The sequence below is a fragment of the Achromobacter anxifer genome (genome assembly GCF_903652925.1).
GTDB classification, from domain to species: Bacteria; Pseudomonadota; Gammaproteobacteria; order Burkholderiales; family Burkholderiaceae_B; genus Achromobacter; species Achromobacter anxifer.
In genome coordinates this window covers 258,866-283,617 of sequence record NZ_CAHLAR010000005.1, presented here as the reverse complement: position 1 = coordinate 283,617, position 24,752 = coordinate 258,866, and the positions used below count along the sequence as shown (strand labels likewise).

Genomic DNA, 24,752 nt, shown 5'->3' with positions numbered 1-24,752 from the left:
TTACTTCTTGGCTGTAGCTGGTTGTGTACCGGGCTTTGTTGTTGCGGCAGGCGTAGCAGCAGCGGCAGGTTTGGCCGGCGGCACGGGCGCCTGGCCAACGCGAGAAGTTGGTCCGACGGCTGGCGGCGGAGTTGTTGGCTTGCCAGGGGCCGAGGCAGCGGGAGCCGCGTCGGGCTGGGCGGCCTTTGCCAGCGCGCGTTCGGCCTCCTCTTGGTCGAACTGTTTCAGCTCCTCCGCGGTGAAAAGCATCCGGGCGTTGCCGGCCCGGACCAGGAAACGGCCATTGACCTCGCCGACAACGCGGTAGGTCTTGGGGACAGATGCCTTCACTTCCGGAGGCTCGGGTAGCGTGAGATTGCCCGGGCCGGCGGCGCCCGGCGCTGCTGGCGCTCCGCCGCTTTCCTTTAGTAGACGGATGTCCTGCTCGAGCTGGCTGAGCCGCTGGCGCAGCTGCTCGGTGTCCTTGCTGGCGCTCTGGCCGCCGAAGACGTCTGCATGAGCCACCGACCCAAGCGTGAAAAGAGCTGCTGCGATTGCGCCGGCGCAGAGTCCTTTGAGCGCACCCGCTGGGCGAGACGGACCGCGCCGCGCGCGGGAATCCATGGATGTGGTCACGAGAATGAGGCCCTTCAAACTGAAAGAATCCGAGCATCCTCTCGGGCAGCTCGGCATGCGATTTTTAGTATAGGTAGAACAGGCCTTTTGGCCGAAAGCCGGTTCTGAGGAAGACTGTGGAAATGAAAAACGGCCCAGCATGAAGCTGGGCCAGAGGTGCTTAGTGAACAGTCTTGGTCAAGTCGGCGACCAGGCTCAGGATCGTGTCCTCCATTTGGGAATCTGCGTCGGTACTGCCGAGAATTCCCCAGTCTTCGACGTCGTGGTCGTCGATCTTCTCGCCGGTGTGGCGATCGATCACATACACAACGACACCGTAGACCCACCCATTTGCCCAGTTGTTGTAGCCGTCGAGCATGGCGCGCACGTAGCGGGAAGCCTCCTTGCGCATAGCCTGATCGACGGCCTCACCCAGTTCAGGCCTAGCCAGCTCCAGAAGAGCCGCCTGTGCTTTCGCGTAGGTGGGGAAGTCTTCGCTCCAGGTGACACCGCCATCGAGGCTGTAGCAGGCACGGAGGGGATCCGATTCACTGCCGCAGGCGCCGAAGTATTTCACCTTGCCGAAGCCCAGCGCCTCCAGCACATTGCCAGTGATGTTTGCCACGGCATCGGCATCGGGGATCCAGACCGCTGCGCCACCAGAAGTGTCCCAGCGGCACTGCATCCCTTCACCCGAGATGCTGTAGCTCACAGCACTGTGCTCGTAGATGTCCAGCATGACGGCCAATGGATTGCCGATCTTGCCTTCGTCCAGCAGGCGTTCCCAGACCTTCTCGACCTCGTCTTCGCGCAAGGCGTATTCGAGATCGGTGAACGGGTCACGCTCGAGGCCGCTGACGCGCGTCCAATAGCGTTCATCGAACAGCTCGCTGGCCAGCTCGTCCATCGCATAGGCCCAGCCGGCGCGCAGGAACATGTCCTTCACGTAGGCCAGGATGTCCACCCAGCGGCCGGAGCGGCCACGGGCGCGACAACGATTTGCGAGCGACGTCATCGCCGAGCGATCCTTGCGGATCACCGACAACGCGTTCTCGACTGCCGCGAGCTGGACTTCATCCAACGTCAGGTCCTTGTTGCCATCGGAGTCGCGGCCCAGCGCTTTGTAGAACTCGCGCTCTTGGGCTGCATCACCGCGACGGCGACCACGATGGACGATCTTGCCATCGCCATTGCCGTCGATCGGATTGTCCGCACTGGAGTCCTGGTCGCTGATCACACCGCCGACCACAATGTGGCGGTCCGTTACGACCATCCGAGTCTCGAACTCGGGAGTCAGCGGCATGAGGTCCTTGACTTCGATCGAATCTCCCTCCGGATGGATGGAATCCACATCGGATATGGAATGACGAACGTCGACAACGCCAGGCATGGCCTGGGCTCGCAGCTCGAACGGTATGCCTTCCGCGCCGAGGATGGTCTCCGGGCGCAGGTTCGACAGTGCCAGCACACGGGCTTGGTTCTTCAGAGAGAATGCGCTCAGGTTGCGGTTCATGGTTTCTACCTTTCAGATTTGCCTTGTCACGGTCGTGAACTTCGGCGGGGGTTGATGGATTTCCTCAACCTCGTATAGGCAAGCTCGAGCCCAACGCGCGGGCGCCCACGGCCGCCACAGCTTCACAATATGAAAAGCCTCCATCCTGTTGGGGACAGAGGCTTGAGGGGGCCAGGTCAAACGTCCTGGCAGATATCACTCGGGCTGGGCTTCAGGCTTCCACTCAGCCAGGCGCTTGTCCAACTCCGGCAGGGCGTGGTTGATGGCGCCGATCTCCTGCTGGATCTCGGCCACATACCGCGAGAACAGCCGGGACCACATCGGATCGCCACGAGAAATTTTCTCGAGCGGACCTGTGCGTTCGCGGCGTGCCATGAGGTACTCCGGCTTTGACGCGCGATCCCTGTAGGCCTGTTCTTGCTCTTCAAGCCGCTTGCGCAGCGAGCCGATCAGCCACACGAGCCCCGCATTGGAGACTTCCAGCGGCGGAAAGATGACTCCGTTGCAGCTGGCCGTCTGGTATCCCATACCAGGTCGCTGGTAGCCATGGTGTGCCATGGCGCCGTTGACCACTGCGATGGGCCGGAAGCACACCGGGCAGGTCTTGACCACCTTGTTCGGGTTCACCGGCTTGGCCGGGGCCGAGCTGGCTGCGCGCCCCTTGACCACCTTCCCTTTCAGGTAGGCGACCGCTTCAGCCAGGGGCAGGACTTCCTTGCAATAGGCGCGCATGGCGTCCACGGCAGGATCCTCCACCTTGGTCTTGGCGACCTTCTTGCCGGTGGCAATGACGTCATGAAGGCACATGAGCGAGATGCTCCAGAACAGCTCCTCGACCGCCTTGGGCAACTCCTTGCCTTTGCCGTAGATGTGCGGTTCGCAGACCTGCTTCTTCCATGCCTCCTCGACGATGTTCCCCAGGGTGAATTTCACCTCCTGGAGAACCACGTTTCGTATGCTGTCGGATGCCAGTCCTTCGGCGACCTGATCGATCGCCTCGTCAAAACGATGTGGATTGCTTCGGACCGCACGCAACGTGGGGAACTGCTCGGGCGTCATTGGTGCCTGGGTGTGGGATTCGCTCATGGTTTTTCCTTTCGGGTTAGCCGGGCATGAACTGCCGCTGGCGCTGGTTTCTGGATGTCCTCCTTCGGGTATAGAGTCGTGCGGCCGTCGCGCGGCAAAAGAAAAAGCCCCTGGTATGGGCCCAGGGGCTTTGGTCAGGTGTCGAACGGAGCCGAGCGCTTAACTCTTTTTGGCGAACAGGCGGCGTGACAGCGTTTCAATAGCCAGGCCGGTGCCCTTCTCCTTCGCGAAGTCGGTGGCTGCTGCCAGCGCAGTCGCCGGGAGCGATTGGAGCTTGGCCACCGCGCGCAGGTACAGCCAGTAGCCGACGATGGCCACAACCACGAAGCCCACGATGGCTCCAGCGGCAAACCCGCTCAAGAATCCAAAAATCTCCATCTCATACTTCCTTTCTTCAGATCGGCTGACCAGATGCGGAGCCGAATTCCGTGTTGATCCGCTTAGCGCCGGACGATGCCCTGGAAGATCTCGTCCGGTTCTCCATGGAGCATTGGGTTGACTGGGCCGCTGGATCCCATAGGGAGCTGAGTGACGGCTGACCCCCGGTACTCCACCGGATCTTCGAGGGAGTATTGGCCGCCAGGGACCATGTCGCAGATCCGCTTGGCGATTTCTTCAGGGTCTCCCGCCAGCAGCGGGTTGTAACGGGCCGCGTCCTTTCGCTTGAGCCACCCCATGAACTTGCCCAGCGTGGTGGCTTGCACCAGCAGGCTGAAGATCACCACGACATAGGTGATACCGACGATCGTGTCGCGGCCGTCCAGCGACATGGGCAGCGACAGGGCCAGTGCGATCGAAATACCGCCGCGCAGGCCGCCCCAGGTCATGATCTCCACGGTGTTGGGGCTGGTGCGCTTGCGGAAGTTGCTCAGCACCAGGAAGGGAATGCCGACGCTGACGGCGCGGGCCACCAGGACCACCGGTACCGCGAGCAGGCCCAGCCAGATGACGCCCCAGTCCATGGTCAGCGCGATCACTTCCAGGCCGATCAGGCCGAACAGCAGCAGGTTCAGGAGCTCATCGAGCAGCTCCCAGAACGAGAACAGGTGCTCACGGGTGCTTTCGGACATGGCCTGCTTGCCGAGGTTGCCGATGACCAGGCCCATGATCACCACAGCGAGCGGCGCGGAGACGTGCAGCTGCTCAGCCAGGCTGAAGCCTGCGGTGGCCAGCGCCAGGGTGATCAGGATCTCCACGGCGTAGCTGTCGAGCTGGCGCAGCATGAGCGTGGCGCCGTAGCCAACGATCAGGCCGAGCACGGCGGCCCCGATGACCTCCTTGGCCAGGGACAGGGCAATGGATTCCGCACTGAGGGTCGCGGTGCCCGTTGCCAGGCCCAGCAGGGTCATGAAGGCCACCACAGCCGTCCCGTCGTTGAACAGCGCCTCGCCGGCGATCTTCGCCTCGAGCTCCGGCGCGACCTTTGCCTTCTTCAGCACGCTCAGCACCGCGATCGGGTCCGTCGGGGAGATCAACGCGCCGAACATCAGGCAGATCAGCAGGCTGACAGGAGTGCCGAGGGCGCTCAGGACGAAGTACAGTCCGCCGCCGACCACCGCGGTCGAGATCAACACGCCAACCGTGGCCAGCAGGAAAATCGAGAGCTTCTGCTGCTTCAGGCGCGTCAGGTCAACGTGCAGGGATCCGGCGAAGAGCAGCAGGCTCAGCAGGCCGTGGAACACCACGTCGGTGAAGTCAATCTGCTTGATCGCTGCTTTGGCGGCCTCGGTCATCCCAGGATGCTTGACGCCTACTGCGGTCACGATAGCGGACAGCGCCAGGCCCACCGCCGTGATGCCCAGGGTGTCCGGAAGTTTGACCCACTTGAAATTGATGAAGCCGCACAGCGCGACGACCGTGAATAGAATGCCAATGCCCTGGAATACAGACATGGTGAAGCCCTGCTCGGTGTTGTTGTAAAAAGGAAGGCGTCATTTTGCGGAAAACAGCAAAACGACGCCTTTTAGTATACCTTATTTCACGTTTTCAGCAACACACTTGCATGTAATTCGCGCCGCTTTTCACCGGAACCACATCAAAATGCCGTTGCCCCAGTGACCGTCGGCATAACTGTCGGGCCAGGCGTTGTCGTTCATGTTGCCCGTAACGCTACAGAATCCGCCGACGGGGCCCTCAAGGGATCCGTGCACAGGAAAACTCGTACCCGCCAGATAACCGTACTTGTTCAAGTCCACACCCCACATGAGGAACGTGCCGTCGGCCATGACAGAGAATGGCTGGCTAGTGCAGTTTGCGGTCATGGCAACGTCAGTGCAGGTGACAGAGGCATCGGGTTCCGTCACGTCCATTTGCGACCAGGTGCGCACGTTGTTGAGAGTCAGGCCCTTGTAGTAGGTGGCGGTGACTGCGGCGGCGTCACCGGCGACAACGGTGATCTTGGCCTGCTTGAAGGGGAACGCGTTGTACCAGCGGCCGACACCTACCGACCCGAACTGTGAACTGCTGACGGGCGTGAGTACCGCCGGCAGGTTCACGCCATCCCGGAAGCGATTCACACCGGTCGTATTCCGTCCCGAGTTCATCACCAGAGTCCACCCGCCGCCATCGGACTCCATGTCGCAGTAGACCTCGGTACGGGCACCGCCAGCACCGGGCTGCACGGTGTAGACGCCGGAACCCGTCGAACCGGCATATTGGTACGGCGCCGTGGGATGGCGGTAAGCATCACAGCTCTCGGCATAGGTGTCATTGCTCCAACGACGACCAGCGCCGTCGACCACAATCACAGGATCGGCTACCGTGATGGTGTATGCGGCCGAGGCCTGGGCGTTCGCATGCGTTACCTCGGCCGTGACCGCTTTCGAAGCGGCCGCTTCAGGGGTACCCGTGATTCGCCCTGCCGCGCTGAGGGTGAGGCCCTGGGGCAGCGTACCAGCTCCCGTCAACGTCCACACGAGCGGCGCATACGGTGCGCCAGTCAGGTCCAGGTAGCCTGCGAGGTCAGCCGTGTATGGTTTGCCCACGACCGCCGGCGGGAGCGCGGCGCCGCGCAGCGCCAACTCAACCCCTAGCACGTCAAGGGTGTAGGCCTGCTGAGCTTCCTTGCCCTTGTAGCGGGCACGCACCTCGATAGATGATGTACCCGCGGAATCCGGCCGCCCTCGAAGGTGGCCATCAGCCCCCAGGCTCATGCCGGGAGGTATCCCTCCGCTCGCAGTGAAGGCAACCCCCTGAGGATCGAAGGCGCCATCGCCAGTCACCTGGAGGTTCTCCAGGAAGCGATGAGAGTAATCGAGGCCCGCATGCCCAACAGGAAGCGAACTGGCCGACAGGCGGATTTGAACTACCGTTGCGGGTCCAGTGCTCTTGGCTGGCAGTGGCACGACGGTGAAGTACGCTGCCGAAATTGCTGGTGGCGTAGAGCCAAACAGCGCGGCCGCGGCGAGCAGGAAGGCGGTGGAGCGTAGTCGGATGCGCAACATGGTTAGAATCCGCAGAGATGTAGGCAGAATTGCGTATAGCGCCGACCACGGATTCTGGGAGCCAAACAGCGAAAAGCCCGGCAGTGGCGCCGGGCTTCAGAGATTTACATCGGTTTGACCACAAGGGTGTGCCAAGACTCACGTCCGCACCCGTCATGGCCATACACCAGATCAGGCGTCAGACCATTCTCTTGCGCCCACCCCTGGAACTCGCTCCACACGAAATGGTAGGGGTGCGACGGCTTTGCCATTCCATTATTGTCGTTCCAGCGATAGCTCTGAACGAGGCTGCCCACGTCGGACGGCATCTTCACGCCTTTCGGGGCCTTCCCGTGCTCGATGGCGCTGATGATTTGGCTCTTGCCTTGCTCGAAGAAGCTTTGCACTTTGAGCAGATCCGCGGCCGCTTTCGCGTCGCGCTCTGCTGCATCACGAGTGGCTTTCGCCACGCGCTCGGCTTCGGTTTGAGCATTGATGGATTTCAGGCGTTCTCCCAGAGAAACTGCGGTCATGATGTGTCCTTTGAAGTTGATGGGTCCGTCTCTGTATAGGGCGCAGGCAAGGTTCGCATCGAGCCCGGGCCGGCTCAGAGCTTCGCGGTCCCGAACGTCTGGTGCAGCGCGGTGACCAGCTCAGAGCGGTAGAACCCATAGGGGAACTCCTGCGCCGCCTTGCGCAGCGCCTGCTTCTGGGCTGCATCGGCATTTGCCGGGGTGCTGCGGATTTGCTCCAGCAGGGCGAGAGCGTGCGGCGCCAGCAGCTTGTCCTGCTCTTCCTGCAATTCCTTCACCCGCGCTTCCAGTTGGTGGGCGCGCTCCAGGGCGGCCTGCCGTTGGCCGTCTTGCCGCGCGGCGTGCTTGGCGGTCTTGGCGCGGGCGCGCCGGGCCGCCTGCGGCTGATCCGCCGTGCGCCGGTGAATGTCGTCGCCGGCCCAGGTACGGCCCTTGTTCGTGTCAGGTGTGAGGGGTCGCATTTCAGTGTTCCAGTTGTTGCTGGCAGTATATATCAGAATGCACATTACTCCCACAATGTCTGTGTTTGAGCTAGAGAGAACTTAGCTTCCTGGTCAGCAGACTGATGGCTATACGTGATCAGGACATTCAACACTGGAGGACACCATGTCAGATCACACCCGCCCTTCCTGGACCTTCGAGTTCTTCAAGCAGAACATCAGTCCCCATACGGAACTCACGCCGCAGACTTATGCCGCAATTCAAATCGTGCCGGAGCAGGTCCCGATTGAAGCACGGCGTAAAGGAGTAGGTGCCGAGTTCGTCATTTCGGGCGCTACTCGCCGCGAGTTAAGGCCGACCGTGGAGCGAGGCCTCATGCTTCGAATCACTGCGATCAACGACAGTTGGGTGTGGGCGGTTCCTGCCACCTACGTAGACCGATTCTGGGAAGCGCCTGGGTCTTAACAGGCTCATCACCTCTCAAGCACTCCGAATCCGGAGTGCTTTTTCATTGGAGCTTAGGCAGCAAAAGCCACTTGAGAACATTTATGACAGTTCTGTGACAAATAAGGCCTTTTTCGCTCAGATTGCTATACAAATATCAACAAATTCGATTGCCGCTGCGTTCTGTTCTCATGAAATTTCTCAAGCATTGTTTGCCTTTGGTAGCCGCCGCTGGCCTGGTCTTCGCTACCAGCGCCGCTTCCGCCGGCTACTTCGTCGTCACTCCCAGCCTGGGCAAGAAGGTGTCGGTGATCCCTGAACCAGAGATCACGGTCAATCTCAACGCAGGGACTTTGCCGCTGGGGACTCGCAACGTCCCCTTCAGCTACGCTCTTCAACCTCTTTTGGACGTCAAGGGCGATCCATCCTATGACGCGAGCAAAGCTGTCTTCTCCACGTCGACCGCCCTGCCCCCTGGTATGGCTCTTCAGCCTGATGGAACCCTGGGTGGGACGCCGCTGAAGCCCACCGCTTCGGGGATCTCGATCCAAGTGACAGCGGCCTACAAAGACAAGACGGGGCAGCAGCTCTACCAGCTGGTAATCAACGGCGTGCCGATCACTGCCTCTCGAATCTCGGCAAGCATGGGCCACGCGTGCGTGGTTACCCCTGAAGGAGCCGCGAAATGCTGGGGCGAAAATTCGTCCGGCCAGCTGGGTGACGGCACCTTCACGAATCAGGAATACCCCGTCCAGGTAGCAGGGCTTACCAGCGGAGTGACGCAGATCGAGGTTGGGTCCGAGCACACCTGCGCAGTCCACAACGGGGGCGTCAAGTGCTGGGGTTACGGTGACGACGGGCAGCTGGGCAACGGTGCGTACGGGAGCAGCGCGACCCCTGTGCAGGCTATCGGCCTGACAACCGGCGTGACGCAGCTAACCGCCGGCCGCCATCACAACTGCGCCATCGCCGCGGGCAAGGCATACTGCTGGGGGGTGAACGATGAATGGCAACTCGGCACATCTGCCTCCGGAGGCGCTCAAAGCCAACCGCAGCAGGTGTCCTGGTCGCCTACTGTGGGCAATGTGACCGCGATTGCCGCAAGCGCCTGGCAAACCTGCGCGGTTGCCGACGGCGCGGGGTACTGCTGGGGAAACACGGTCATGGGCAACTATCAGCTCCCCACCAAGGTTCCCGGTTTGACCACGGTATCGAAGATCGTCCCGGGTACCGGGGTAACCTGCGCAATTCAGGGCGGCGCGCTGCAATGCTGGGGCAACAACTCCTACGGCGGTGTCGGTGATGGATCGCTGACATACCGGCCTAACCCGACGCAGGTCTCGGGAATGGTCTCCGGGGTTTCCCATGTAACAGTGGCTGGGACCTTCACCTGCGCCGTCCAGAACGGCGGAGCGTTCTGCTGGGGATACAACGGCGGCGGACAGCTGGGCAATGGTTCGAGGACCAACAGCTCCACCCCCATCGGCGTATTTGGTGCCGCGTCGAACATCGCTGCGATCACTGGGAACGAAGAGTATGCCTGCATTCTTCAAGGGCAAAGGGCGAAATGCTGGGGCGACATGTTCCCTGGGAACGACGGCGCGCAATCCAGCGCGGTGCCGGTAGATTTGGAGCAATGAGGCATACGGCCTGCCGTCAACGGCAGGGCTTGAGCACGGGATCTTCCGGATCGACGCCATTCGCCACCGCCATGTCCCGATAGCTGTCATGCAGCTCGCAGCCCCCATCGGTGACGTCACCCTCAAGACGTCCTGACATGTAGGCAAGGCGGACAGCCAGATTGTTGTCCGCGCCACGTAACAGGAAGCCGGCGCACGTCGCCGGCTTCTTCGTTCCAGAATCGTGGCAGGCGAAGACGTGGTCGCTCATGTCGTAGGCCGTGTTGGCGGAGTGCCGGAAGCTTTCCGCCGGAAACTCGCCGACCGCGTCCGTGCGCCAGGGACATTTCGGGCACGGCTGACGCCGATAGCTGCCTTTCCCGCCCACCACCGTGACCACCTGGTGCTCCGGGCCGGCGGGGCGGACGTCTACGATTCGCGGCGCTTTCGACATTGCCGCCCCCTCAGATCGTGATCAGGTCCACAGGGACCTCGATGTTGTAGTGCTCCTGCATCAACGCGCAGAACTCCAGCCATTCAGCCCTCGCCGGCGCCTGGTGGGTGCAGCGCAGGCATTGGCCGGCGCCGGCGAGCTGGGCGGTCAGCGTGGTGTGCACGTCCATGCCAAAGACCTTCGAGAACCGGCCCACGGTCGAGCCGTCATCAGCGTGAACCCACACCGTCTTCCCGCAGGCGCTGACTTGGATTTGGTCGTTTTCGATGATCATGTTCGAAGGCTAAAAAACTGGTGGCCTAAGCATAGCGAGGTTCTCGTGCAAATGGCGAAAAATCCCAGCAAATACTGTCGGTTTTTCGTGCAAAACTTGCCGGCCTTGCGACAATATATCCATCTTGATGCACAATGCCTACATCAGCATTTCATCACCTCGAAGCGACAAGGACGATCACCACGATGAACCGCCAAGAAGTCATATCCATTGCGCATGCCGTCGGTTGGCCGATCGGCGAAAACTCTGAACTCGTCGAGTCGATACAGCGCCTGTGCCTGGAAGCGCAGACCCGTGAACGGGAGCGCATTGCAAGCGATTGCGAGATCGCTGCGATCCGCTTCGAGCAGCAGGCCAGCAGCACGCCCTCCACTGGAACGCATGCGGCCGAAGCGCAAGCGCTTCGAGCCTTCGCTGCAAGGCTGCGCGCCGCCGAGCCGGCCATCGAGCCACCCACCAAGGAGGCCGAGTTCGACGACTGCGCGAAGTCGCCTACTGGTAAGCACTGCGAGAAATGGTTCGCCAACAACAACTGCACGCATTGCGGCACAGGCGAGTGCGGCTCCGAAGTGATGTGGATCGAAATTCAACCCTAAGCGCCTGCTCTCTTCATTGAAAACTGAAAGACGCTATGACTCACCCCACCGGCTACACCTGCAAGACCTGCAACACCGCGCACCTCTACCCGGCATACGTGTGCGCGCACTGGGACGAAAAGCTCGACCACATCTGCGGCACCTGCGGCGCCAAGCACACCATCCTGAGGGGTGTCGCAACACAGCGCCAGCAGGGCACCCTGCCTTCCGAGCCGCCTGCCGACCAGTTCCGTCCCGGCGACGTCTGGAACAACTCCCGCGGCACGCCCCACCGCGTGGACACCGTCGTGCGTCGCGGCCGGGCCCACATGACGAATCTGAAGACCATGCGCACGGTCAATCGAGCCTGGGATGACATCGGATGGAAGTCCGGGAAACCCTGGGTACGCGTGAGCTGCGGTGCCGCTTCCGGCCAACCCCAAGGCAGCTACTACGTTCACTTCAACGGTGTATCGGTGTTCGTGAAGGAGGCCGAATTCTTTGAGCAGCAAAAGCGTGATGAGCCCTCCTGGAACACGTCCAGCTGGAAGGGCCCGATCTGCGCCGACAGCATCGAGCAGGCCAGGTCGATCGGCCAGCAGATGGCGGAGCGCGGGGAATGGATCGGCACTCGAAGGTTCGCGTAATGGCGAAGCGAAAACCCATGACGCGCGCGGCGGCGCTCGCCGCCCTGAGCGGAGTCCGGTTCGAGATGGCCTGCTTGAAGCACAAATCCGAGCATCCGACGCTTGGCACTCTGACCACCGAGGAGTGGTACGTGGTGAATGATCAGGCCGCCGCCGACAAGGTGCGCGACTTGACCGGTGCCGCGCAGGTGCTGTTCCACGTCACAGGGTCATTTCGTCCTATGGGCCAGTACCCGTTCGACATGCTCACCGTGGTCCTGGCCCCAGATGGCAATGTCCTGAACGCGTACTACGGCCCTTGACCGTACTTGCCGGAACGCGACGTAGCGGACACGGCATCGAGTGGAACTATCCGTGAGAAATCGACTCCAGCGAAGGCAATTCCGAAAGACCAAATGTTCACTCTCGTATCCGTCACAAAAATCCTGGACACCATCGCTGGCTGTGCCCGTAGATCACTGGCCCCCTCCGGCATTGCTCGAAAGGCTGCGCAGCCCGGCATCACGGCAGCTCAGGTCACGCAGGTCCTGCAAGTTTTGGAAGCATTGCCCTATGTGAGAGTGGATCGCACGCCGTCCGGCCGCATTTCAGGCTACGGGGCCAAGTATGGCGCATCTGGTAGTTGCTCCCGCCTGTTTAGCCGCAGCTCCCCTGGTGAGACAAGGTACTTTTACGAAACCCGCCTCGTCGAGTGCGTCCCGGAGCGGGACTATGCCGACGACGTAAAAGCCCGAAGGGCAATGGAAGCCTATGCGAAGGAACATGACCTCCCCATCCTGGACAACCTCGGCTGGACCACCCCGAGCATCGCGCCCTACGTCCTGCGTGCGTTGCTGACCCAAACCTCCTGACCCGACATCTGACCGTGCTTGCCAGATCGGCAGCCGATAGACCAGCGCCTGCTCAAGCAATGAAAAGCCGGCAACCATGAGGTCGCCGGCTTGAGGGGGATTATGCTGGCCTACCAGCGACGAGTGTTGCGCGGCGCCTCTGCGAGAAGCCTTTGCAGCACCGGATCGTCTGAAACGTCCAGTTCCAGAACGCCAGGCGGCAGTTCCTGAATCCAGTGCCCGCCAGGATTGGCGTGGTTGCGCCTCAGGTGTTCGCAGGCCTCGTCCTCGGACGGAAAAGGACCGTAGGCGCTAGCATGCTCGCGCCAGTCCCAGGCGTTCTGCGGTGCATGGCGATCCTCCAGGATGTAGAACCAGCTGTCGGTCTTCGTCTGAATGATCTGGCATTCGCTGTTGTTGCTCATAGGATGTGTCCTCCGGTAGTGATGTGCGTTGCACGATGGTCTCAAAGGCGTATAGACCTGGACTCCAGTCGGGCTTTGTGGGCGATTCGCAGAAATTTCGATATACTGTAATCCTGACCTCATAAGGCCTGGGCCTGGACTCTAAATCCTCCGCTCGGGAGTTCGATTCTCCCTGGGGTCGCCACTTTTATCCTGGTAGACCCGGTATCGCTACCAGGCGTTGATTCAGTCCGCCCAACCGTCCTCACATGCTCAAGCAACTGTCTCGGCTTCTCGCTCAACGACATCATCGTCCGCAACTGTCCAGCACGGGCGCGTCAGGCATCAGCGAACTGAGCTACGGCCGAGAACGATCGAGTCCGATTCTTGTAGGGGTATGTCGTACCGCGCCTGACCTGAGTCGTCTTCACGACACTGTCTCCACCGTTGGTCTGGGCTTCCATGTCACATTCGAGACAGCACAAGAAATGCTCGAAGAGCAAGCCATGGGCGAAACTCAGGGGCTCGCCGAAATGCGACACCATGCGGCAGCTTGCTATGGCTCTCGCACGTCCCTCGATATTCGTCGATACTTCACGGCCCAGCCATCCAGGCCAATGACGGAACCCGTCGACCTGGAATCTTGGAGCCAAGAGGTGCAATTTCTCAGCTTTGGCAGCATCGACGGCGATAGCTTTTTGGTGCCCAATACGCACCACGCTGAGGTACTGAAAGCCCGCTTTGCTCGTGCTTTCCAAGGAACGCACTTCCGTTGCCAGCTCCCCGCTCGGCCCTCGGCTGAAATTGACTCACCGCTGAAGTCGCTCTTGCTACGCGCAGCCATGGTCTCTCGCAACGAATTCTGGATGTGGGTGTCATTGATTCCTCACTGGGACCGTTTGACCGGGAGATTCGCCTGGCGGGCATGCATCGACCTCTGGTTCCCCTACCATCTGGTTCTTGCCCAGATTGCATATTGGGATTCGAAACGCGACGGTGCCATAGTGGAGTTGTCCCGTCGGGAAGCCAGCTATCCTCCTAACGAAAAGGAGATGCCTGATCACGAGAGCGAGTTTGTCTTCCAGTGGGTCAACGAGCTGTATCCAATGAGTTTGCTCGCACTGAAGGGCCGGCAAAACGATCAAGAATCAAGCGATATCGCGGGCCCTATCGTTTACAACTCCTTGAGCGAGCCTTCGGTGCTTGCCTTCAACCGTCATCTCCTGCCTTACGGAATGAATGGAGCCATCATTGGACTTCCGGGCACAGGCAAACACTACCTTGCCAACGCACTGGTATTCCACCATGTTGCTGGAGGCAATCCAGCGTGGATTATCCAAGCAGATGAGACCCAAGTGGAGGCCTACAGGGCCGCTGGCGTCAGGGTCGTTGATGCTGAGCATGGATTGAACCCCCTCGCGGACCGGAAGTATGCGGCCGAGTCCCCGGAGGTACTGGCAAGCTGGATCTTGGCCATAGCTGAAGTGGTGCCTCGTAACGACTGCACCCACGGCATCCTCCAATCTGCCATTCGGCACTTGGCTTCTACTGACGAACAGCTCAGTCTCTCTGCTGTCCTCAGCTACACGCGGGTGCTTTGCGAGCACTTCGTTGATGACCCCTCTGAGCTGCTAGCGAAGAAGCTTCAACCATTTCTCGAGGATGGGGAGTTCGAGCACTTGTTCAATGGACAAGCCCTCGATCTTGGCGATTCTCGACTTACAGTGTTCCCCGCTTACATCGCTGGCGTGCCCCAATCTCTTAGGGCCCTTCGAGATCTGAGTATCGCTCTTCTTGTCGACCAGCAATGGCGCCGTCAGAACAATGCTGCGGCCACGCCGCGACTTGCCTACATGCGGGGTGAAGCCGCCGACCCCGGGCCGTACGGCCAAGAAGTCTGGACATGGATTCTTCGCCGGAGCCGGATGGCTAATGGCGCTTGGCTGCACAGAATCAACTACGAGAATGTCGCGGTGCAACGCCAATGGATCACGCGGCTGATGGACAACGTTGGGTGGTCTGCGATCACTCAACTCCCTCCCGACGCAGATGTACCAGGGGTCAGTCAGGGTGCGGCCCTTATGGCGTCTACCATCGCCACAATCCCATACCGCGAAAGCCAGTTTGTGTACCAGGGGAACTATCCTCGAGCCGGTTTCGAGCAACATGGGATTTTCACCTTTCCAACACGGACTCTGCCATACCGCAAAAGCCAGTTTTAGAAGGGTCGGGCTTCGTCTGAATGATCTGGCATTCAGCGCCGAGGTCGCGCAGGCCGTGCTCGCGAACACTACGACTCGCATCATTCTTACGCATAGGGTTGCATGAGCAAACGCAGACATATTGGCAATGTTGTCGTCCTCAATGATGAGGATGGCACTGCGCCGTACCTCGGCCGCATCGATGCTCTAGGTGCGGAGCGCGGAGATATTTGTCCGCATTGCTTTCTTGAGCCCGACCACGACCAGGCCTGCACTGAATGGCCGAATGTTCAGGTGCTGGACCAAAATCTACAGCCCACTGGGGAGTGGGTGTACCACGTCCCGGAATGCCAGATGGCAGATCCAAAGTAGCGGAAGGCCAGCACACCTAGCCATGCCCGCCAACGAAAAAACCTCCCTGAAACAGGGAGGTAGAGACCGCGTCAGTAGGTCAAGTGCGACAGGCGGTTATAGGGCTTATTGTGCATGGCCAGGACGTATTCCATCTCAGCCAGACACTGCTCAGTGCCCCCACCACAGATATCTACATTCTCGACCGCCAGCATCGATTGAATATCAAAGGCGGGCAGCATCAACGGTGAGACTGGTGGCAAACAGTGCAGAGCATCCTCATCAAGTACCGATGTCAGATCGAGATTTCGAGAATCATTGATACCATTCTTGAGCAGGGCTCGTCCCGTTTGGATGATGATGTCGGGCTCCACGCCCCAGTCCATCCATCCTCGCAGAAATCCGTAGTCCTTCTCGATGAATCGGGCCTCTGCCAGGCGAGATTGCGTCGCGCCATTTCGCTCCAGGTACCAACGAACCGTATCTTCGGTATCGTCCGTGAGCCCTTCTCCGACCCAATAGATCACTAAAGGGCATCGAGAGCGATTGATCTGCTGGGCGACTTGTTTTGCTATGCAATCGCAGAATGAGCGATATGCCGGCTGAACATCAACGATGACGAGAGCTTTAGCCATAAGGGACCTCCAGATGTGTTGTTTCCTGCGAACGTATAGCCACAACACATCCAGGCCCTGGCAAGACGCCGGGGCCGTAAGGCGTCAGCTATTACCCCCACCCCAGATAGGGCTATGTAGCCTTGTGCAATTTTCACGCTATACTAAAGCCACATCAACCCAACTGCTGATCGCCATGCAATAGGTTTCCATCATTCGCCGTCAGATCGTCCCGATTCGGGGATCGCCTTGCTGTGCCAGACCTCACCTTCTTTTTTCTGTCTGACACACCCAAGGATTATCTGATGACGCAAATCTCTTTCTCCCCTCTCTCCGCCGAAGAACGCAAGGCCGTGCGCCTGAACTGGGTCAACCTGCATGCCCTGTCGACGGCCAGCGACTACATCGTTCGCGCTTTCCTGCTCGGCACTCCGCTGTCCAAGCACTTCTCGCCGATCACCAACGGCACCAAGCTCGCAAATGGCGCCAAGCCGTATGCCGGCGCCGAGAAGGCTGCGCAGCTGCTGCGTCGCCGCTTCAACGGCCAGACGTACCGCCAGCTGCTGGGCCTGAGCCAGCGCCAACTCGAGAACGACCCGGTGCACGCCGACCGCATCAAGGCGATGGAAGCCTGGAGCCGCGGCATTACCGACACTTCGCTGCCGGATATCCTGTGATGAGCGCTCCGGCTTACCTCTACGTGCTCGTGCGCAAGGATCTCTCCCCCGAGCAGATCGCGGTGCAGGCCAGCCATGCAGCGTTCGACGCCGGCAAGCAGTTCGGCGCCGGGCTGGACCCCTACCTGGTGCTGTGCGGGGTTGACGGCCCCGACGAACTTGCGGCCGCGCACGATCATCTCCTGGAGCACGAGCTGCCCCTTTGCCGGTTCTACGAGCCTGACAACGCCACAGGCTACTCCGCCCTGGCAAGCCTGGCTGTGGGCCAAAAGCAGCGCAAGGCATTCCGCCAATTCGAGCTGTATCGCGCGGCTTGATCGACCATGAATAGTAGGAGGCGGATCATAGGATCCGCCTTTTTCGTTTTGAGGCGGCATTACATCGCTTTATAAATATACTATTTCCATGAAAACTCTTCTTCTCATGGCCGATGACGGCCTGTCCAGCAGCGTTTGGCTGCACATGGCCATGCATCACCTCAACCAAGGGAAGGGAGTCCTCACAATTTCGGATCCTGGCAGCGGCCCGTACCCAGACGCGATCGGCACCGGTGACGCCCTGCCCACTTACGCGTCCGGGCTTGCGGGCCATCCACGCTTTCACTCGGTCCGCCTGGCAGATCCCGCCGTGCTGCTCGCCGTCTTGCTTGATCAGCGGCCCGACACGGTGCTCATGTTCGACATGGATGTCTTCGTGAAGGCAGAGAAGGATCCTCGCTGGCTCGAGGTGATCGCTTTCTGCGCACAAAGCGGGCACGACATGGTCCTCCCACATTACAACGGGCTGCAATGGCGCTATGGGTTGGCGGATCTCATGAAGGCACCAGACGGGGGAGTGGCCAACATCGCAAGCATCGCCTGGGATCGACTTGCCGGCCGTGACGTCGTCGCCGACAACATCGAGGCCGTGCGCACCTTGGTCCCTTCGCTCGCCGACCAGATCGAGCGTCCGGGCATCCGAATCCCGGCCTCGGCGGCCGGGCACCAGCCGGATCACCTCGGTGACTTCTGCTGGCAGAGCATCTCCAGGAACGGCAGCGTCGAATGGCGCATCCCCAAGCACTATGGCCCCAAGTTGCACGACCTCTCGCCATTCCCTGAGCTATGGACTGACCAGGCACCCGGAGGGCTGTCGACACCTGCGCCAAGCTCACTGGCAAGCCCATTCGACCTCAGTGCCGCCGGCATCGTCCTGGCGCTGCTCCTGATGGTCCTCCTGTTCGGTTTGATGCCGGGACTGCTCGCTGGCCTGGGCGCGTTCTCCCTCACCAGGTGGCTGACCAGGAACCGAGTGGTGCAGCGGCTCCTCGGGCGTCGCGCGGGGCCGCTGAGCGCCATGCTGGTGATCCTCCTTCCAATGCTCGCGATCGGCGTCGCAGGCCTGGAACTGGGGCGCTTCGTGGCCAGCGCTCTCAACAACGTGGCCGCTCTTTATGACCATGTGATGGGTGTGCTGCTGAAGTGGGGCGCAATGCTGCCGGCGCCATTCGATGATCTGCTTCCTTCGGACGCGGCCGGCTTGCAGGAAAAGCTTGCCGGCGCCGTCCAGGTCCACGGCCTGCGCCTGGCCGGAGTCGGCAAGACATGGATTGGTGCTCTCATCTTCGTCGTCGTGGGTGTGGTTGTGGGTGCACTGGCGGCGATCAGCGTGCCAACCAGCACCGGCAAGCTGGCGTTGGCCATGCGCGCCCGCGGCGCGCTGCTGCTCGCGGGATTCACGAAGGTCGTGATGGCCCAGGTATGGATCGCGGCCGTCAACACCCTGTTCACGGCGACCCTGCTGTTTGTCGCATTCCCCCTTATCGACGTGCACATTCCCTACGCCGCCTGGCTCGTCCTGCTGACCTTCGTCGCCGGCCTGCTGCCGATCGTGGGCAACCTGCTGTGCAACATCGTGCTGACCATCGCAGGCCTGGGCGTGGGTCCGCACATCGCGATCGCCTGCCTGGTGTTCCTGGTGGCCGTGCACAAGCTGGAATACTTCATCAACGCCAAGGTCATGGGCTCACAGATCAAGACGGCCGCATGGGAGCTGCTGATCGTGATGTTCGCGTTCGAGGCGGTCTTCGGAGTGGTGGGCCTGGTCGCGGCGCCGCTCTACTACGCCTACATGAAGATGGAACTGAGCCGGCTGGGATGGGTTTGACGTGTGAGTGAGACGAATGCCACGCGAAAAAGCCACCGCAATGCGGTGGCTTCGAGGTATTAGCCGGCCATCTTGTCGATACCGGCTTCGTTGATGTCGACCACACCGTCATCCAAGAGTCGGCGAGCGAAATCCTGCACGTCATTGCTTTCAGCAAACAGCACGTTGTCTGCAAAGTCCAGCTCCGCAGTACCACCAGCACCCCGCAATACCGAAACCAGATCATGAATGTAGACCGAAGTGGTCTGCACCGCGCAGTTCAGGTTCTTGGGGTAGCTCACAAAATGGAACTGAAAGGCTTCAACGACCAGCTGAGCCACGCCAAGACGCAGATGTGCCCCGTCGTTTTGCCAGGAAACAGGCCAGGCCGTGCTCAGGGTTCCCGAGAAGTTGCCCGCCTGATGCGCAGTGCCCTGCATCTCGAAAATCTTCTCGAGCAGGTCGCGCGTGAGCGTCACCTTCGCGTAGTCCGGAGCGATCGGCGAATCGTCGCCGGTCACGCCAGCGCCCAGGTAGAAATCCACAGGCTTTGCCAGCGCGTTCAGCGCGAGCTCGAAGTCGTCAGGTCCTTCCGAGGAGACCACGTCAGCCTTCAGCAAGCCGCTCAGGGTGTCCCAGTTCGAGTGGCCGAGCATGTGGCTGACTGCCTCGTAGGCCTTACTCACACGCATGCCCGGAACGTGGTCTCGCAGCGTATGGGCCATTCCAGCGATCATCTTGCGAACCACCTCGGGGGCAGACTGCGCACTGATGCTGGGAACGTCCTTGCGCAGGGATTGAGCCATGCTGGTAACGCGGTTCTTGTTCAGTTCAACTTGCATAATTAACTCCTGGATTATGAGGCGAAGCCCCGGTTGTTTCCTCGATGCACCCATTTCGATTCACCGCTTCGCCTAACAGGTCGTTAAGTTTTGTGGTGTACAGATCTGCTTTCACCATTCCCCTAAGGGTGGGTGCGACAGGCAGCAGAAGCCTGATTTCGTATAGCGCTGGTGCGCGCCTATGACGAAGCCACTATCTGGGAACTGAGCCGGCTGGGGGTGGGTTGGCCGCTGCATGCCTGACTACAGCGCAGGGGCTTTCTCCGCTACTTCGCCTTCTGCAACCACGACCATAGAATTCAGGCCATGACTCCTCAACAGAAACTCAAATGGGCCATCCTCCAGAAGTTGGCCAGCTGGCGAAAGCTGGACCTCGGGCCCATCACTGCGGCTAACGTCGACGAGCTCTACGACGAGCGGGACAGTGACGGCAGCGGTGAGCTCCAGGATGCGAGGAATGAGATCCGTTATTCCGGCGAGGATACGGGTCTCCCCGTCCAAGGGGTAGACCACATGCTGACGCGCCACTACGACTCCAAGTCCGTTGCCGCCATGATGCCGGACGGCACCTGGGTGGGCTGGATCTTCTGGTACGGCGGCGGAAAGTTCGGCGACCCTGACTCGATCAACTGGATCGACGGCGCCTACGATGTCAACTGCACCGAGAAACCCGTGACCGTCATCCAACGCTCGTTCCAGATCAAGTCGGCGCCGGCCGGGGTTGCTGCATGACCAGGATCCTGAAGCCGACACCTGGCCCGTGGCGCGTGGTGGCCCACAACAATCCCACCGTCCAACCCAACGATGACTGGACCGTGCAGGGCCCCAATGGCGAAGCCATTTGCTTCGAGGGCAAGGGGCTGCCGGAAGACGGCGATAACTCCACCCTGATCGCAGAGGCCGGCACCGTCCACCACGAGACCGGGAAATCGCCCCGCCAGCTGGCGGATGAGCTCAACGGCCTGGAGGCGGCACGGATCGCTTATGCCAGCGAGTTCCAGATGAACAGCGATTGCGAGCCGGATGTGGGCAGCATCCACGCGAACATTCGAGCGCTCAAGGCAGAACGTGACCGACTGCGTGCAGAACGGGATCAACTGCGTTTGGATCTGAGGCTGCACAATCTTCGATCAGATCTTTGAACCGGTTGCGACGTAAAACACTGATTGCGTCCAAGGCCAGGCGCACAGCCGGGCTTGTGCATTGCGGCGTTGAAAACTTGACGAGCGCTTTGTACGCCCCTAAAGCGCAACGCTTCTCTGCCGCGCATCCCGCCATAATGGAGATATAGCAGCAGTAGACGGCTATACAGCGCCGCGACCTATACCTACCAGGAACTCTGTAATCAATTTAGGCCATCACCTGGAGGAAACATCATGTCCGCAAAAAGCTACTTTGTTGAGAGCCAATTGGAAATCCGTGCGCGTCGTCCAGGTATCACCTCGAACAGCCGCACGAAGCCTTGGGCTAAACGTGCAACCAACAAGGCGACCAGAAAGGCAGAGCAATCTCGCCTGGACTCCGATTTGCAGGCTTTGTGCTCCACAGGCATGCCCATTCAGGGTCTATCGACGGCGGAGTTGGACGCACTAGCTGACCGTTTCATTGTCCTGGCGGCCCCCGCACCGGCGATGGTGGCGGAAGATGATCCGTTTGACGACGAGGGACAGCTGGACCTGCGCACAGAGGGCGATTTGCCTACTGAACTGCAAGGGGGTTTGCCCGACTGGATGCTGTCTTTTCTCGATGCGGCAAAAGGCAACGCCTTTGACTACCTGTCGTTGTTCGAGACCCGACAGGTGCCGACTGCTCGAGCCATGCGTGCGGCCAGTGGTTACTTGGCCGAAGAAACGGAAGCGTTCAGCCTCTGATCGCCTTCCACCATTGCCGAGGCCAGCGCCTCGTCTCTCCAAGAGCCCCTCCACCGGGGCTCTTACTTTTTCAGAGCTACAAGCAGGCGAGTGCCCTCCCCGACTAGGGGCCATGCCCGTCCTAGATAATTACCGAGAGGGTCTAATTAGATGGAGTTGAAGCGTCTGAGCCGGCGGCCTACGCTGCGCGACTAGGTATTAAGCTGTCCGGACTTTATCAAAAAAAGCTCCCACAATCCGGGGTGCATCTCTCGATCACCGGCCTCCCACTGCTGCCAGGTGCGCAGTGCGCTGTAAACGAGCACGCCGGCCTCAGTTTGGCTGAGCTTGCAGGCCTTGCGCCTGGCGACGATCTCAGCTGGCGCTGGAGGTACGCCAGCACCCTCGTTTGTCGGCTTTGCCACTTCGCGTGTCTTTCGCTTCATCGCCCTTCCCCTTCTGCCAGGCCGCTCGACCGCGCGGGCGCCCTCGGTGCACTTGCCGGGGCTTGCAGCGGGAAGTTACTTCCCATCGTCGCCGGATCACTGCGAAACAGATGCAGGAACGCGCTCGGCCGGCAGTTTTTCCTGGCCATGGCTCGGTCCTGAGCCGCAATGCGCTCCAACAGCTTCCCCGTGACGACCGCGAAGTGCATCGGGGCGCGGCCACGCCGAGGCGCGCGAGCCAGCTCAAGCTCGTGGCGATACAGGAACTTCTCCATCAGCAGCCGCGGCGACGCCCGGTGAATATGGCGATTCACGTAGCAGAGGCAGTCGGTGAACGCCGACTCATCGAGCACTGCACCCACGGCCGCCGCTCGCTCGATCAGGCAGTCATCGTGCAGGAAACCTCTCCCGCCCTCTGGGTGAACCTGCGTCCACACGGAGTCGGTCAGCATGTAGTCGTGGTGCGGCGTCCGTTCGAGCGGCAGGCCACAGTGCGTGCAGGTCGGCACGCGCCCGGCGTAGAAAGAAAGGTGGTCGTGCGGCATTGGTACCTCCTCAGGCGCCCACCAGCATGTCAAGCTCCGCCTGAGCGCTGAGCGGTGCAGCCGGCATCTCCACCCGCCGCGCCTCCGCCTGCCAGACGGCCACCGACTGATCCGTCACGCCCGGGAGCATTGTCACGAGCTCAGGCATCACCTTGGCCAGCCGGGCCCTGCGGGTATCCTCATAGAACAGGTCGGCGCCTACGAAGCCCCTCCCCGTCAGGACGCAGCCCTCGTGGGTCGAGCCGCTGCCCGAGAATGGATCGCAGACCAGTGCGCCGGCGTTGGTGTACAGCAGAATCGCTCGCTTGACCAGAGCCACAGGGAACTGGCACGGGTGGTCCGTCTTCTCTTGGTGGTTGGCCTTCACCTGGGGGATGTCATCCCAGACATTCGACGGCGCTGCACCCAGCGGGTGACCAGAGAGCCGACCTCGGTTCGGACCCTTGTAGGCCCGCTTGCCAGGCTGAAGCTGCGGCGTCCGTGCAGCGTTGGCATTGAAGGTCTGCTGGGGCCCCTTGGAGAACACCAGGATCGTCTCGTAGCGCTCCGACAGGCGGCGCTTGGGGGTGAGCCCATGCTTGAACGTCCAGACGATGCGGCTCTGGAACGTCAGGCCCATGCGGCGCAGGTCCTCGAACAGCATCACGTCCATGGGATACAGTTGATCAGTCCAGTCCCGCGTCTGGCCAACATTCAAGAAGAGCGTGCCGCCAGGCTTGAGCACGCGCGACATCTCGCCCAGGCACATCACCAGCCAGCCATAGAAGCGGCTGAAGCGCATGGCATCCACCCCGCTGTTGCCATAGCGCTTGTCCAGGTTGTAGGGCGGAGAGGTCAGGAAAAGGTCTACTGTGTCGTCCGGCAAGCCATCCAGGAAGTCCAGCACGTCCATGCGCGCCGTGGTGCCCATCACCTCGGCCAGGAAGTCCGCTTGCATCTGGGCCTTGGCCTGGGCGCGCTGGCGGATGCGCTGCTCCGTCTTGCGCGCGCCAGCATTGCACGCCAGGCGGTAGATCCGGCCGCGGGACCAGCCGGTCATTTCGCTCACCTGCTCGTACGTGTGCGAATTCAGGAGCTCGAGGACCGTTTGCTCAGTGATGTGTGTGGTATCCATGCGGCAATTATACGCTCATTGAGCGTATTTAGCGCGCTCGCCCGCAGCTGGCGGGGTGCGCTACGTCGGCCGAGGCCTGGTCATGAGTTCCGTCAGTCCTACCGACATCCGATCCAGGACTGTTTCATACTGGGCCTCCGAGAGCGATGCCAGGTGCTGACTGCCGAGAAACTGCCGATACTTGAGCTGCAAGACGCGGCTTTCCTTGATCTCGAGAAAGAACACCTGGTTGAATGGCAAAACCTTATCGGTAGCCTCACGCAGGTCCAGGCGGCCGACGGCAATCCCATTCATGACCTCACGCAGTTCCGACGTCACCTGCACATAGGTCAGCGGCATGGCGTCACGGAAGAACTGGGCCCGCGCACTACTCGCTGCCGTGACCGAACTGGGTACAGCAAGATACAGGTGTGTGTCGGGCACACGCTGCCTGTGGTCAATGCGTACGACCAGGGTACTCAGCATTGAAGAAACGGCGTCTGGGGAGAGTTTGGATGGATTTGATTTCATGGTAAGGCCTTCTCCCGATTATGCCGTCAAGAACAGCCTGGTCGTGAAAAAGCCCAGCATAGAAGCTGGGCTTGAGAGCGTTGCGTGATGTCAGCGCAACGAAGACGCTTTCACCTTTTCGTGATGCTTTTTCAGCTCGTCGGAGAGGACATCGGTCAGTTGGGAGATTTGCTCCGCACTGAGCGTTCCGATACACCAACTTCCGATGATCTGACTGTACCTGACGAGTACCCTGCCATTGCCCAACACCTCCAACGAATAGTGGTGGCCCAGCGGGGACGGAGTCAGGCTACCTTCGCGCCGCGGCTCGGAACCATAGACCCCGCGCCGGGCCAGAATTTCAAGCAGTTCAGGAGTGGCTTCCACATAAGGAAGCGGAAGCGTCTTGAAGTCGCGATGTAGAGCAAGACCAGCCTTCAGGAACACGTCGCTGTTCAATTCATGAGACAGCGCCAGATAAAGGTTCTTCAGCCCTGGAGTCACGCTGGCGTCGCCCATGTAAGTAGGCTTGCTCACCAGGTTCATGAGAGCTTCGATGGTCAGTTGGTTTGCTTGGGATTGGTGCATGGTGTCCTCCTTTGAAATGTGTCCTTGCTATTCGTATAGGCAAAGGAAAGCCCAGCACGAATGCTGGGCAGGAGG

Annotated in this window: 31 protein-coding genes and 1 tRNA gene; 15 read left to right on the top strand and 17 right to left on the bottom strand. The window is 60.6% G+C overall.

The annotated features are described in order from the left end of the window. The 8 genes from HWY37_RS18005 to HWY37_RS17970 all read right to left on the bottom strand — a co-directional run bounded on the left by HWY37_RS18005 (window position 1) and on the right by HWY37_RS17970 (window position 7,609). Window positions 1-633, bottom strand: a complete 633-nt coding sequence (locus tag HWY37_RS18005; RefSeq protein WP_176089403.1) for a hypothetical protein — start codon at window positions 631-633, stop codon at window positions 1-3. A 142-nt stretch (window positions 634-775) separates the two neighbouring features. Next, window positions 776-2,107, bottom strand: a complete 1,332-nt coding sequence (locus HWY37_RS18000; RefSeq protein ID WP_176089402.1) for a hypothetical protein — start codon at window positions 2,105-2,107, stop codon at window positions 776-778. Window positions 2,108-2,302: 195 nt separating this feature from the next. After that, window positions 2,303-3,193 (bottom strand): hypothetical protein, encoded by an 891-nt coding sequence (locus HWY37_RS17995; RefSeq protein ID WP_176089401.1) that lies wholly within the window; start codon window positions 3,191-3,193, stop codon window positions 2,303-2,305. A 159-nt stretch (window positions 3,194-3,352) separates the two neighbouring features. Beyond that, window positions 3,353-3,571, bottom strand: coding sequence for a hypothetical protein (locus HWY37_RS17990; RefSeq protein ID WP_176089400.1), 219 nt, complete (start codon window positions 3,569-3,571; stop codon window positions 3,353-3,355). Window positions 3,572-3,633: 62 nt separating this feature from the next. Beyond that, window positions 3,634-5,085 carry a cation:proton antiporter gene (locus tag HWY37_RS17985; protein WP_176089399.1) on the bottom strand — a complete coding sequence of 484 codons (1,452 nt, stop codon included), beginning with the start codon at window positions 5,083-5,085 and terminating at the stop codon, window positions 3,634-3,636. 129 nt (window positions 5,086-5,214) lie between these two features. Further along, window positions 5,215-6,636, bottom strand: coding sequence for an Ig domain-containing protein (locus HWY37_RS17980; protein ID WP_176089398.1), 1,422 nt, complete (start codon window positions 6,634-6,636; stop codon window positions 5,215-5,217). Window positions 6,637-6,740: 104 nt separating this feature from the next. Continuing rightward, window positions 6,741-7,148: a hypothetical protein gene (locus HWY37_RS17975; RefSeq protein ID WP_176089397.1), complete on the bottom strand. Its 408-nt coding sequence runs from the start codon at window positions 7,146-7,148 to the stop codon at window positions 6,741-6,743. Between the two features lie 74 nt (window positions 7,149-7,222). Further along, a complete protein-coding gene (locus tag HWY37_RS17970) occupies window positions 7,223-7,609 on the bottom strand; it encodes a hypothetical protein (protein WP_176089396.1) in 387 nt (128 codons plus the stop codon). Between the two features lie 145 nt (window positions 7,610-7,754). Between HWY37_RS17970 and HWY37_RS17965 the strand changes: the two genes are divergently transcribed. Both HWY37_RS17965 and HWY37_RS17960 read left to right on the top strand, forming a co-directional pair. After that, window positions 7,755-8,054 carry a hypothetical protein gene (locus HWY37_RS17965; protein WP_176089395.1) on the top strand — a complete coding sequence of 100 codons (300 nt, stop codon included), beginning with the start codon at window positions 7,755-7,757 and terminating at the stop codon, window positions 8,052-8,054. A 170-nt stretch (window positions 8,055-8,224) separates the two neighbouring features. Then, window positions 8,225-9,673 carry an RCC1 domain-containing protein gene (locus tag HWY37_RS17960; RefSeq protein WP_176089394.1) on the top strand — a complete coding sequence of 483 codons (1,449 nt, stop codon included), beginning with the start codon at window positions 8,225-8,227 and terminating at the stop codon, window positions 9,671-9,673. Between the two features lie 16 nt (window positions 9,674-9,689). Here HWY37_RS17960 and HWY37_RS17955 read toward each other — a convergent pair whose 3' ends face one another. Together HWY37_RS17955 and HWY37_RS17950 are read right to left on the bottom strand one after the other, a co-directional pair. Continuing rightward, window positions 9,690-10,106 carry a DUF6283 family protein gene (locus tag HWY37_RS17955; protein ID WP_176089393.1) on the bottom strand — a complete coding sequence of 139 codons (417 nt, stop codon included), beginning with the start codon at window positions 10,104-10,106 and terminating at the stop codon, window positions 9,690-9,692. Between the two features lie 10 nt (window positions 10,107-10,116). Continuing rightward, on the bottom strand, window positions 10,117-10,380 hold the full coding sequence (locus HWY37_RS17950) for a hypothetical protein (RefSeq protein WP_176089392.1): 264 nt from the start codon (window positions 10,378-10,380) through the stop codon (window positions 10,117-10,119). A gap of 185 nt (window positions 10,381-10,565) precedes the next feature. Between HWY37_RS17950 and HWY37_RS17945 the strand changes: the two genes are divergently transcribed. From HWY37_RS17945 to HWY37_RS17930, 4 genes are all read left to right on the top strand, one after another. Then, entirely contained in the window at window positions 10,566-10,976 is a 411-nt protein-coding gene (locus tag HWY37_RS17945; RefSeq protein WP_176089391.1) for a hypothetical protein, read from the top strand. Between the two features lie 35 nt (window positions 10,977-11,011). Next, window positions 11,012-11,602, top strand: coding sequence for a hypothetical protein (locus HWY37_RS17940; protein WP_176089390.1), 591 nt, complete (start codon window positions 11,012-11,014; stop codon window positions 11,600-11,602). Beyond that, window positions 11,602-11,904 (top strand): hypothetical protein, encoded by a 303-nt coding sequence (locus HWY37_RS17935; RefSeq protein ID WP_176089389.1) that lies wholly within the window; start codon window positions 11,602-11,604, stop codon window positions 11,902-11,904. The genes HWY37_RS17940 and HWY37_RS17935 overlap by 1 nt, the downstream gene beginning before the upstream one ends. Before the next feature lie 93 nt (window positions 11,905-11,997). Beyond that, window positions 11,998-12,453, top strand: a complete 456-nt coding sequence (locus tag HWY37_RS17930) for a hypothetical protein (RefSeq protein ID WP_176089388.1) — start codon at window positions 11,998-12,000, stop codon at window positions 12,451-12,453. A 110-nt stretch (window positions 12,454-12,563) separates the two neighbouring features. On the opposite strand, the gene HWY37_RS17925 is transcribed toward HWY37_RS17930, so the two are convergent. Continuing rightward, window positions 12,564-12,857, bottom strand: coding sequence for a hypothetical protein (locus tag HWY37_RS17925; protein WP_176089387.1), 294 nt, complete (start codon window positions 12,855-12,857; stop codon window positions 12,564-12,566). A gap of 115 nt (window positions 12,858-12,972) precedes the next feature. Here HWY37_RS17925 and HWY37_RS17920 point away from each other — a divergent pair. The 3 genes from HWY37_RS17920 (at window position 12,973) to HWY37_RS17910 (ending at window position 15,409) form a co-directional block, all read left to right on the top strand. Further along, window positions 12,973-13,041: transfer RNA gene (locus HWY37_RS17920), tRNA-OTHER, on the top strand. A gap of 64 nt (window positions 13,042-13,105) precedes the next feature. Then, the gene (locus HWY37_RS17915; protein WP_176089386.1) at window positions 13,106-15,058 is read left to right on the top strand and encodes a hypothetical protein; all 1,953 of its coding nucleotides are present in this window, start codon (window positions 13,106-13,108) and stop codon (window positions 15,056-15,058) included. 102 nt (window positions 15,059-15,160) lie between these two features. Then, on the top strand, window positions 15,161-15,409 hold the full coding sequence (locus HWY37_RS17910) for a hypothetical protein (RefSeq protein ID WP_176089385.1): 249 nt from the start codon (window positions 15,161-15,163) through the stop codon (window positions 15,407-15,409). 71 nt (window positions 15,410-15,480) lie between these two features. On the opposite strand, the gene HWY37_RS17905 is transcribed toward HWY37_RS17910, so the two are convergent. Continuing rightward, window positions 15,481-16,023, bottom strand: a complete 543-nt coding sequence (locus HWY37_RS17905) for a hypothetical protein (protein WP_176089384.1) — start codon at window positions 16,021-16,023, stop codon at window positions 15,481-15,483. Window positions 16,024-16,307: 284 nt separating this feature from the next. On the opposite strand from HWY37_RS17905, the gene HWY37_RS17900 reads away from it, so the two are divergent. The 3 genes from HWY37_RS17900 to HWY37_RS17890 all read left to right on the top strand — a co-directional run bounded on the left by HWY37_RS17900 (window position 16,308) and on the right by HWY37_RS17890 (window position 18,824). Next, window positions 16,308-16,679 (top strand): hypothetical protein, encoded by a 372-nt coding sequence (locus tag HWY37_RS17900; protein ID WP_176089383.1) that lies wholly within the window; start codon window positions 16,308-16,310, stop codon window positions 16,677-16,679. Beyond that, window positions 16,679-16,996, top strand: coding sequence for a hypothetical protein (locus HWY37_RS17895; protein ID WP_176089382.1), 318 nt, complete (start codon window positions 16,679-16,681; stop codon window positions 16,994-16,996). The genes HWY37_RS17900 and HWY37_RS17895 overlap by 1 nt, the downstream gene beginning before the upstream one ends. Before the next feature lie 88 nt (window positions 16,997-17,084). Continuing rightward, window positions 17,085-18,824 carry an AI-2E family transporter gene (locus HWY37_RS17890; RefSeq protein ID WP_176089381.1) on the top strand — a complete coding sequence of 580 codons (1,740 nt, stop codon included), beginning with the start codon at window positions 17,085-17,087 and terminating at the stop codon, window positions 18,822-18,824. Window positions 18,825-18,883: 59 nt separating this feature from the next. Here HWY37_RS17890 and HWY37_RS17885 read toward each other — a convergent pair whose 3' ends face one another. Continuing rightward, window positions 18,884-19,645 (bottom strand): hypothetical protein, encoded by a 762-nt coding sequence (locus tag HWY37_RS17885; protein ID WP_176089380.1) that lies wholly within the window; start codon window positions 19,643-19,645, stop codon window positions 18,884-18,886. 306 nt (window positions 19,646-19,951) lie between these two features. Between HWY37_RS17885 and HWY37_RS17880 the strand changes: the two genes are divergently transcribed. From HWY37_RS17880 to HWY37_RS17870, 3 genes are all read left to right on the top strand, one after another. Then, window positions 19,952-20,377, top strand: a complete 426-nt coding sequence (locus tag HWY37_RS17880) for a hypothetical protein (RefSeq protein ID WP_176089379.1) — start codon at window positions 19,952-19,954, stop codon at window positions 20,375-20,377. Then, window positions 20,374-20,787, top strand: coding sequence for a hypothetical protein (locus tag HWY37_RS17875; protein WP_176089378.1), 414 nt, complete (start codon window positions 20,374-20,376; stop codon window positions 20,785-20,787). Before HWY37_RS17880 ends, HWY37_RS17875 begins: the two co-directional genes overlap by 4 nt. 234 nt (window positions 20,788-21,021) lie before the next feature. Next, window positions 21,022-21,516 carry a hypothetical protein gene (locus HWY37_RS17870; protein ID WP_176089377.1) on the top strand — a complete coding sequence of 165 codons (495 nt, stop codon included), beginning with the start codon at window positions 21,022-21,024 and terminating at the stop codon, window positions 21,514-21,516. Between the two features lie 421 nt (window positions 21,517-21,937). Here HWY37_RS17870 and HWY37_RS17865 read toward each other — a convergent pair whose 3' ends face one another. From HWY37_RS17865 to HWY37_RS17850, 4 genes are all read right to left on the bottom strand, one after another. Beyond that, window positions 21,938-22,486 (bottom strand): hypothetical protein, encoded by a 549-nt coding sequence (locus HWY37_RS17865; RefSeq protein WP_176089376.1) that lies wholly within the window; start codon window positions 22,484-22,486, stop codon window positions 21,938-21,940. A 10-nt stretch (window positions 22,487-22,496) separates the two neighbouring features. Then, complete coding sequence (locus HWY37_RS17860; protein ID WP_176089375.1) at window positions 22,497-23,525, bottom strand: DNA-methyltransferase; 1,029 nt, start codon at window positions 23,523-23,525, stop codon at window positions 22,497-22,499. A 135-nt stretch (window positions 23,526-23,660) separates the two neighbouring features. Further along, window positions 23,661-24,110, bottom strand: coding sequence for a hypothetical protein (locus tag HWY37_RS17855; protein WP_176089374.1), 450 nt, complete (start codon window positions 24,108-24,110; stop codon window positions 23,661-23,663). Window positions 24,111-24,200: 90 nt separating this feature from the next. Next, on the bottom strand, window positions 24,201-24,677 hold the full coding sequence (locus tag HWY37_RS17850) for a hypothetical protein (protein WP_176089373.1): 477 nt from the start codon (window positions 24,675-24,677) through the stop codon (window positions 24,201-24,203). Window positions 24,678-24,752: the final 75 nt, after the last annotated feature.

Coding starts and splice junctions, on each gene's coding strand:
- HWY37_RS18000 (WP_176089402.1), bottom strand. CDS start 2,107: ATGAACCGCAACCTGAGCGCATTCTCTCTGAAGAACCAAGCCCGTGTG.
- HWY37_RS17995 (WP_176089401.1), bottom strand. CDS start 3,193: ATGAGCGAATCCCACACCCAGGCACCAATGACGCCCGAGCAGTTCCCC.
- HWY37_RS17990 (WP_176089400.1), bottom strand. CDS start 3,571: ATGGAGATTTTTGGATTCTTGAGCGGGTTTGCCGCTGGAGCCATCGTG.
- HWY37_RS17985 (WP_176089399.1), bottom strand. CDS start 5,085: ATGTCTGTATTCCAGGGCATTGGCATTCTATTCACGGTCGTCGCGCTG.
- HWY37_RS17980 (WP_176089398.1), bottom strand. CDS start 6,636: ATGTTGCGCATCCGACTACGCTCCACCGCCTTCCTGCTCGCCGCGGCC.
- HWY37_RS17975 (WP_176089397.1), bottom strand. CDS start 7,148: ATGACCGCAGTTTCTCTGGGAGAACGCCTGAAATCCATCAATGCTCAA.
- HWY37_RS17970 (WP_176089396.1), bottom strand. CDS start 7,609: ATGCGACCCCTCACACCTGACACGAACAAGGGCCGTACCTGGGCCGGC.
- HWY37_RS17965 (WP_176089395.1), top strand. CDS start 7,755: ATGTCAGATCACACCCGCCCTTCCTGGACCTTCGAGTTCTTCAAGCAG.
- HWY37_RS17960 (WP_176089394.1), top strand. CDS start 8,225: ATGAAATTTCTCAAGCATTGTTTGCCTTTGGTAGCCGCCGCTGGCCTG.
- HWY37_RS17955 (WP_176089393.1), bottom strand. CDS start 10,106: ATGTCGAAAGCGCCGCGAATCGTAGACGTCCGCCCCGCCGGCCCGGAG.
- HWY37_RS17950 (WP_176089392.1), bottom strand. CDS start 10,380: ATGATCATCGAAAACGACCAAATCCAAGTCAGCGCCTGCGGGAAGACG.
- HWY37_RS17945 (WP_176089391.1), top strand. CDS start 10,566: ATGAACCGCCAAGAAGTCATATCCATTGCGCATGCCGTCGGTTGGCCG.
- HWY37_RS17940 (WP_176089390.1), top strand. CDS start 11,012: ATGACTCACCCCACCGGCTACACCTGCAAGACCTGCAACACCGCGCAC.
- HWY37_RS17935 (WP_176089389.1), top strand. CDS start 11,602: ATGGCGAAGCGAAAACCCATGACGCGCGCGGCGGCGCTCGCCGCCCTG.
- HWY37_RS17930 (WP_176089388.1), top strand. CDS start 11,998: ATGTTCACTCTCGTATCCGTCACAAAAATCCTGGACACCATCGCTGGC.
- HWY37_RS17925 (WP_176089387.1), bottom strand. CDS start 12,857: ATGAGCAACAACAGCGAATGCCAGATCATTCAGACGAAGACCGACAGC.
- HWY37_RS17915 (WP_176089386.1), top strand. CDS start 13,106: ATGCTCAAGCAACTGTCTCGGCTTCTCGCTCAACGACATCATCGTCCG.
- HWY37_RS17910 (WP_176089385.1), top strand. CDS start 15,161: ATGAGCAAACGCAGACATATTGGCAATGTTGTCGTCCTCAATGATGAG.
- HWY37_RS17905 (WP_176089384.1), bottom strand. CDS start 16,023: ATGGCTAAAGCTCTCGTCATCGTTGATGTTCAGCCGGCATATCGCTCA.
- HWY37_RS17900 (WP_176089383.1), top strand. CDS start 16,308: ATGACGCAAATCTCTTTCTCCCCTCTCTCCGCCGAAGAACGCAAGGCC.
- HWY37_RS17895 (WP_176089382.1), top strand. CDS start 16,679: ATGAGCGCTCCGGCTTACCTCTACGTGCTCGTGCGCAAGGATCTCTCC.
- HWY37_RS17890 (WP_176089381.1), top strand. CDS start 17,085: ATGAAAACTCTTCTTCTCATGGCCGATGACGGCCTGTCCAGCAGCGTT.
- HWY37_RS17885 (WP_176089380.1), bottom strand. CDS start 19,645: ATGCAAGTTGAACTGAACAAGAACCGCGTTACCAGCATGGCTCAATCC.
- HWY37_RS17880 (WP_176089379.1), top strand. CDS start 19,952: ATGACTCCTCAACAGAAACTCAAATGGGCCATCCTCCAGAAGTTGGCC.
- HWY37_RS17875 (WP_176089378.1), top strand. CDS start 20,374: ATGACCAGGATCCTGAAGCCGACACCTGGCCCGTGGCGCGTGGTGGCC.
- HWY37_RS17870 (WP_176089377.1), top strand. CDS start 21,022: ATGTCCGCAAAAAGCTACTTTGTTGAGAGCCAATTGGAAATCCGTGCG.
- HWY37_RS17865 (WP_176089376.1), bottom strand. CDS start 22,486: ATGCCGCACGACCACCTTTCTTTCTACGCCGGGCGCGTGCCGACCTGC.
- HWY37_RS17860 (WP_176089375.1), bottom strand. CDS start 23,525: ATGACCGGCTGGTCCCGCGGCCGGATCTACCGCCTGGCGTGCAATGCT.
- HWY37_RS17855 (WP_176089374.1), bottom strand. CDS start 24,110: ATGAAATCAAATCCATCCAAACTCTCCCCAGACGCCGTTTCTTCAATG.
- HWY37_RS17850 (WP_176089373.1), bottom strand. CDS start 24,677: ATGCACCAATCCCAAGCAAACCAACTGACCATCGAAGCTCTCATGAAC.